Below are 6,262 nucleotides of genomic sequence, written 5' to 3'. Positions count from 1 at the left end.
CCCGGCCTTCCTTCCCTAGCCAGGGGGGATGAATTCCGGTTCGGGCCCCACGTAACGGGCCCGCGGCCGGATCGGCGTGTCGGCCTGACCCTGCTCGATGGCGTGGGCGATCCAGCCGGCGCAGCGGGCCACGGAGAAAAGCGCAAAGGGCGCGTCAGGCGGCAAGCGCAAGGCTTCGCATGCGGCCATCAAGGCAAAATCGACATTGGGCGCGAGGCCCGCGACCGCCAGCACCGCCTGGCGAAGCGCCTGCAACTCCGGCGGCGGCGTGAAGCGCTCCAAAAGCGCGGCGGCGCGCGGGTCGTGTTCCGGGTAAAGCATGTGGCCGAAGCCCGGCAGGACGCGGTCCTCAACGAGTCGATTGGCGATCGCCTGACGGGGTCCGAGCTGGGCGGCCTCTGCGGCGAAGGTGCGAACCGCCGCCGTCGCGCCGCCATGGCGGGGGCCTGACAAGGTCGCCAGTCCGGCCAGCGCGGACGCCGAGAGGGAAGCCCCCGTAGACGCCGCCACCCGGGCCGCGAAGGCCGAGGGGTTCAACTCGTGGTCGGCCACGAGCACCAATATGCGCCGGATCAGGTCGGCGCCCGGACCGCCGGGCCCGAGCCCCCAGGCAAGCGACAGGCGATTGTGGATCGCCCCGCCCCCGACCTCCCCGGCCACCGCATCGGCCAGAACGTCGAGCAGGGTCGCGGCCTCCACGGCCAGCACCAGGGCGTTGCGGCCGCGCGCGGGGGGGTCGGAGCCGGCCCGGGCGGCGAGCGCCAGGTAGGCCCGCGTGCGCATGTCCGGATGTTGCGGCGGAGCAGGACGCTCCGTGCGCTTCAGGGCCGCGCCGTGACCACCGCGCAATAGGCGAGCCACGGACTCCAGGGTCTCGCTCTCCGCCAGACGGATGGCGTCGCGGCCGCGGTAGAACAGCCGCTCCCCGGCCACGGTGGTGATCTCAGAGGCCAGCACCGGCTCGCCCCAGGCAATGGCGCCGGCGGCGACGTCGGAGACCTTGCGGCTGCGTGTCTTACGCAGCGCCAGGGCGGCAATGTCGGCGGCGCGGTAGAGGCTGCGGCGCGGGTCGCCAGGATCGGCGCGAACCTGAACCCGGCCACGGCTGACGTAGGCGTAGAGCGTCTGCGGGCGAACCCCCAGGCGGTCCCGGGCCTCCTCGGCAGCGATCCAATCAGGCGAAGTCATGAGAATACATTGATTATATTGATCAAGATTGACGTGATCAAGTTGACGGCTTTTTTGGCGAACAGCAAGCGAGCTTTGGAGGATTGCCATGTCGGACGGATTGGAAGGCGTCGTCGCCGCGGACACCGTGCTTTCGGATGTGGACGGGCAGGCCGGGCGGCTGATCATCCGCGGCCAGTCGCTGGACGAGCTGGCCGGCCGGGCGACGTACGAGGAGGTGATGCGTCTGCTCTGGGATGGCTTCTTCGACGATCTGCCGGCGGAGCTGGCCCCTGCGCTGGGCGCGGCGCGGCTCGACGTGTTCGCCGAGGTTTCGGCGCTGGATACCGGCCTCCTGGACCGTACGCCGATCGAGGCCGTGCGCGCGCTGACCGCCCGGCTTGCCGATGGCGACGACCTGGCCGTCGCCCTGCGGCTGACCGCGGCGCCGGCGGTCTTCACCGCCGCCGTCGTCCGCGCCCAGGCCGGCGAGGCGCCGATTCGGCCGGACCCTGGCCTCAGCCACGCGGCGGATACGATGCGGATGCTGCGTGGCAAGGCGCCCAGCCGCGCCGAGGCCGACGCGCTCGACACCTATCTGGTCACTGTCAGCGACCACGGACTGAACGCCTCGACCTTTGCCGCCCGTGTGATCGCCTCGACGCGAGCTGGGCTGACCTCGGCCGTGCTGGGTGGGATCAGCGCCCTTAAGGGACCGTTGCACGGCGGGGCGCCGGGACCGGTCATCGAGATGCTGGACGACATCGGACGGCCGGAAAACGCGCGCGCCTGGATCGAGAACGCGCTGGAGCATGGCGAGCGGCTGATGGGCTTCGGCCATCGGGTCTACCGGGTGCGCGATCCGCGGGCCGACGCCTTGAAGGCCGCCGTGCGGCGGCTGACCGAGGCCTCGGACATCATGCCCGGACGGCTCGCCTTCGCCGAAGCCGTCGAGGCTGCGGCGCTGGCGATCCTGAAAGAGCGGAAGCCCAATCGGCCGCTCGACACCAACGTGGAGTTCTACACCGCCCTGCTGCTCGAGGCGCTGGCCTACCCGCCCTCGGCCTTCACATGCGTCTTCGCGACCGGCCGCGTCGCGGGTTGGATCGCACATGCCCGCGAGCAGTTGGTGGGTGGCCGCTTGATCCGGCCGCAGTCGCACTACATCGGACCGCTGCCCTTGCGGGCGGCCTAGAAGCTGCGAGTCGTTCGCGCTGGCTTGGGGCGACGGCGCCACTAGTTTCCCCGAGCATGACTCCCACCGCTCACCGAATGGCCGCCCCCGAGACCGCCGCCCTCACCCGGCGCGTGACGCTCTACTCGGTCACCATCGCCGCGGTTTTGGTGACGCTCAAGGTGGCTGCGTGGCTGGCGTCGGGCTCGATCGCTCTTTTGGCTTCCACCGCCGATTCCGCCCTCGACCTCTTGGCGTCGCTCACCACCTTCTTCGCCGTTCGCTACGCAATCGCGCCGCCGGACGCCGAGCACCGGTTCGGTCACGGAAAGGCCGAGGGTTTCGCGAGCCTCGTGCAGGCCGGGCTGGTGTTCGCCTCCGCCGCCCTGATTGCCCGCGAGGCGGTCGCCGGACTGATGTCGCCGCGGCCGATCCAAGAGGGCCGCTGGGCGATCGCCGCGATGATTGTGTCCATCGTCCTGACGGCGCTGCTGATCGGAGCCCAGGGGCGCGTGCTGAAAAAGACCTCGTCGGTGGCGGTGTCTGGCGACCGGGCGCATTACGCCGCCGACCTGGCTTCCAACGTGATCGCGCTGGTCGGCATCGCAGCGACCGCCTGGCTGGGGATCGGCCGGCTCGACGCCATAGCGGCGCTGGTCATCGCGGGCTTGCTGCTCTGGGGCGCGGTCGGCGTCTTCCGCGAGGCGTCCGGCCAACTGATGGACCACGAGTTGCCCGACGAGGTGCGCGCCAGGATCGTCGATCTGATGACCGAAGACCGCCGCCTGACCGACGTCCACCAGTTGCGCACGCGCGCCTCAGGCCCCTACGTCCACATCCAGATGCATGTCGACCTCGACCCACAGCTCACCCTGGAGGCGGCCCACCAGGTGATCGTAGCAGCCGAGAAACGCGTGCTCGGTGAATTCCCTTCGGCCGACATCATTATCCATGCCGATCCGCGCGGCCGGGCGGAACCGCACGGCGGGGCCTTCGCTGAGACAAAAATCGGCAGGGCCAAAACCCAGAAAACGCTCTAGTAAACGCGCCCTTAACGCGTCGGATGTTCATTGGGACCAACGATTCGATCCGCTCCCGCAAGCCGGACATGTCACTCAAGCGCACCCTGCATCACTTCCCGCTCGATCCCGCCTCGCGCCAGGTGCGCCTGGCGCTGGGGGAAAAGCGGCTGGCCTTCACGGAGGTCCAAGTCCGCTACTGGGAGCGCCCGAAGGATCTGACCGCCATGAACCCGTCGGGCCTGCTTCCGGTGCTGGTCGAAGAGGACGGTGACGATCGCCTGGTGATCTGCGAGAGCCGCGCCATCCTCGATCACCTGGAAGAGACATCGCCGGAGCCGCCACTGCTGGGCCGAGACGCCGCCGAGCGGGCGGAGGCCAGGCGGCTGATGCAATGGTTCGACCGCAAATTCGACTTCGAGGCCGGCGGCTACATCCTGCACGAAAAAATGGAAAAGCGACTGCTGGGAATGGGCGCGCCGGACCTCGCCAACCTGCGCCAGGGCCGCGACGGGCTGCGCAGCCATATGTTCTATATCGAAAAGCTCCTGCAGGAGCGCGAGTGGCTGGCGGGGCGCAAGCTGTCATTGGCCGACTTCGCGGCCGCGGCCCATCTGTCGCTGATCGACTATTTCGGCGACATGCCCTGGTCCGGGTCTCCGGCCGTGAAGACGTGGTACATGAAGCTGAAATCTCGGCCGTGTTTCCGGCCCCTGCTGCTGGACCGCTGGCCGGGCCTGACGCCTGCCAAGCACTATGACGATCTCGACTTCTGACACCGCCAGCGACCTGATCCGCGCCGAAGCGCTGAAGCTTGGCTTCGACATCTGCCGCTTCACCACGATCCCCGAAACCTGGCCGGCCGGCGCCAGGCTCTCCGAATTCATCGAGGCCGGGCGGCATGGCGAGATGGCCTGGCTGGCCGAGACGGTCGATCGCCGCTCGCACCCGCGGGCGATGTGGGCTGACGCCTGCTCGGCGATGGTTCTCGGCGTCAACTATGGTCCGCCTGACGATCCGCTGGCCGTTCTCCAGGATCCCACCAAGGGCGCGATCAGTGTCTATGCCCAGGGCGACGACTACCACGAGCTGATCAAGGGCCGGCTCAAGACCTTGGCCCGTTGGCTGCAGGCAAGGTTCGGTGGCGAGGTGAAGGTGTTCGTCGACACAGCCCCGCTGTTGGAGAAGCCGCTGGCCGAGCGGGCGGGCGCAGGCTGGCAGGGCAAACATACGAACCTCGTCTCAAAGGACTTCGGGTCCTGGCTATTCCTGGGCTCGATACTGACGACCCTCGAACTGACGCCCGACGCGCCTGAGACGATGAACTGTGGGACCTGCCACGCCTGCCTGGACATCTGCCCGACGCGGGCCTTCCCCGCGCCCTTCCAGCTCGACGCCCGGCGCTGCATCTCCTACTTGACCATAGAACTGAAGGGGCCGATCCCTGGCGAGTTCCGCGAGGCGCTGGGCAATCGCATCTATGGCTGCGACGACTGTCTGGCGATCTGTCCGTGGAACAAGTTCGCCGCCGCCGCAGCGGAGCAGAAACTGCAGGCGCGTGAGGCCCTGCACGCACCGTCGCTGGCCGATCTGTCGCGTCTGGACGATGCGGGCTTCCGGGCGTTGTTCGCCAAGAACCCGGTCAAACGCATCGGCCGCGACCGGTTCCTGCGCAATGTGCTCTATGCGATCGGTAACTCCGGGGATCGCGCGCTGGCCGCGGAGGCAGAGCGGCTGCTGGCAGATCCCTCGCCGCTTGTGCGTGGCGCCGCCGTCTGGGCGATCGGCCGACTGGTGGATGGGGATGCGTTCGGTGCGTTGCGAGCGGCGCATTCAGCCGAAACCGATGCCCAGGTCATCGCCGAGTGGTCGGCGTTCGCATCGGCTCCTCCCCGCGAAGGCGTTTTGGATTGAGCTTCGCCCCATAACCCCCGGGCCGATCGCCGTTCATGCCACGGCTATCCGCGGCATGGGGTGCGAAATCGCCGCTCGATCGGCGAATGACCGTATCGCGCGTATTGCCGAAACAGATGGAACCCGGCCCACTGCCGATGGGGAATGCGACGGGGCGGGCATGTCGCCGGTCGGTTTTGCGGTAGGCGTCGGGCTGGGCCTTGCGGTCGCCTGGGCGACGCAGGCGCTGCCGCAGGTGCGGGGGTCCTTTGACGAAGGCGATCACCATGAAATGGCCTGGACGGTGCTTGCCGCCGGCCAGGTCGTTTGCGTTGCGCCCTTCGTCCGTCCCAGCGCGCGCGAAATCGAATGCCGTAGCGCCAGACCGAGCTAAACCACGAGGTTCCCGCTCTGGGCGTCTGAGCGCGGCGATGAGGAGCGCGGGCTAGAAGGCCGCCGGCGGCATGTCCTTGAGCCGCGGCAGGATCTTGTCCTTGTCGGAGAGTATCGCCTCGCCTTTGAGCGGCCAGGGGATCGCCAGGTCCGGATCGTTCCAGAGGATGCCGCCCTCGGTCTGGGGCGCATAGAGGCCGTCGACTTTGTAGAACAGCTCGCAGTCATCGGTGAGGGTGACGTAGCCGTGGGCGAAGCCGCGGGGCACGAAGATCTGCTCGCCGAGTTCGGCCGTGAGTTCGGCGCCGACCCATTTTCCGTAGGTCGCCGAGCCCGGGCGGACGTCCACCGCGACGTCATAAATGGCGCCCTTCAGCACGCGGACCAACTTGGCCTGAGGATGCGGCGAGCGCTGGAAGTGGAGGCCGCGGACGGTGCCGGCCTTGGCGTTGAACGCCTGGTTGTCCTGCACGAAGTCGGCCTCGACGCCGGCCCTCGAAAGCGCCTCCCGGCTCCACGTTTCGGCGAACCAGCCACGGGCATCGCCATGGCGCTTGGGCGTGATAAGCAGGACTTCGGCCAAGGCCAGCGGCGTGATCGTCGTCATGTGGACCTG

7 protein-coding genes are annotated in these 6,262 nt (G+C 68.4%); 5 read left to right on the top strand and 2 right to left on the bottom strand.

What is annotated here, in order from left to right; all coding sequences use genetic code 11:
* Nucleotides 1–15 precede the first annotated feature (15 nt).
* On the bottom strand, nt 16–1,188 hold the full coding sequence (locus tag VGI62_RS14625; RefSeq protein WP_331505244.1) for a citrate synthase: 1,173 nt from the start codon (nt 1,186–1,188) through the stop codon (nt 16–18).
* A gap of 88 nt (nt 1,189–1,276) precedes the next feature.
* Between VGI62_RS14625 and VGI62_RS14620 the strand changes: the two genes are divergently transcribed.
* The 5 genes from VGI62_RS14620 (at nt 1,277) to VGI62_RS14600 (ending at nt 5,647) form a co-directional block, all read left to right on the top strand.
* Nucleotides 1,277–2,362 carry a citrate synthase/methylcitrate synthase gene (locus tag VGI62_RS14620; protein WP_331505243.1) on the top strand — a complete coding sequence of 362 codons (1,086 nt, stop codon included), beginning with the start codon at nt 1,277–1,279 and terminating at the stop codon, nt 2,360–2,362.
* Between the two features lie 56 nt (nt 2,363–2,418).
* Nucleotides 2,419–3,381, top strand: a complete 963-nt coding sequence (locus VGI62_RS14615) for a cation diffusion facilitator family transporter (protein ID WP_331505242.1) — start codon at nt 2,419–2,421, stop codon at nt 3,379–3,381.
* A gap of 68 nt (nt 3,382–3,449) precedes the next feature.
* Nucleotides 3,450–4,136: a glutathione S-transferase family protein gene (locus VGI62_RS14610; protein ID WP_331505241.1), complete on the top strand. Its 687-nt coding sequence runs from the start codon at nt 3,450–3,452 to the stop codon at nt 4,134–4,136.
* A complete protein-coding gene (gene queG, locus VGI62_RS14605) occupies nt 4,117–5,274 on the top strand; it encodes a tRNA epoxyqueuosine(34) reductase QueG (protein ID WP_331505240.1) in 1,158 nt (385 codons plus the stop codon). Before VGI62_RS14610 ends, queG begins: the two co-directional genes overlap by 20 nt.
* 160 nt (nt 5,275–5,434) lie before the next feature.
* On the top strand, nt 5,435–5,647 hold the full coding sequence (locus VGI62_RS14600; protein WP_331505239.1) for a hypothetical protein: 213 nt from the start codon (nt 5,435–5,437) through the stop codon (nt 5,645–5,647).
* Between the two features lie 51 nt (nt 5,648–5,698).
* Here VGI62_RS14600 and rfbC read toward each other — a convergent pair whose 3' ends face one another.
* Nucleotides 5,699–6,253: a dTDP-4-dehydrorhamnose 3,5-epimerase gene (gene rfbC, locus VGI62_RS14595; RefSeq protein WP_331505238.1), complete on the bottom strand. Its 555-nt coding sequence runs from the start codon at nt 6,251–6,253 to the stop codon at nt 5,699–5,701.
* Nucleotides 6,254–6,262: the final 9 nt, after the last annotated feature.

This window comes from Phenylobacterium sp., assembly GCF_036495085.1.
Taxonomy (GTDB): Bacteria; Pseudomonadota; Alphaproteobacteria; order Caulobacterales; family Caulobacteraceae; genus Phenylobacterium.
This window is presented reverse-complemented; position numbering and strand designations above follow the sequence as displayed.

What these genes read in the sequence shown, in the direction of transcription:
- VGI62_RS14625 (WP_331505244.1), bottom strand. Translation starts at nt 1,188, where the DNA reads ATGACTTCGCCTGATTGGATCGCTGCCGAGGAGGCCCGGGACCGCCTG.
- VGI62_RS14620 (WP_331505243.1), top strand. Translation starts at nt 1,277, where the DNA reads ATGTCGGACGGATTGGAAGGCGTCGTCGCCGCGGACACCGTGCTTTCG.
- VGI62_RS14615 (WP_331505242.1), top strand. Translation starts at nt 2,419, where the DNA reads ATGACTCCCACCGCTCACCGAATGGCCGCCCCCGAGACCGCCGCCCTC.
- VGI62_RS14610 (WP_331505241.1), top strand. Translation starts at nt 3,450, where the DNA reads ATGTCACTCAAGCGCACCCTGCATCACTTCCCGCTCGATCCCGCCTCG.
- queG (WP_331505240.1), top strand. Translation starts at nt 4,117, where the DNA reads ATGACGATCTCGACTTCTGACACCGCCAGCGACCTGATCCGCGCCGAA.
- VGI62_RS14600 (WP_331505239.1), top strand. Translation starts at nt 5,435, where the DNA reads ATGTCGCCGGTCGGTTTTGCGGTAGGCGTCGGGCTGGGCCTTGCGGTC.
- rfbC (WP_331505238.1), bottom strand. Translation starts at nt 6,253, where the DNA reads ATGACGACGATCACGCCGCTGGCCTTGGCCGAAGTCCTGCTTATCACG.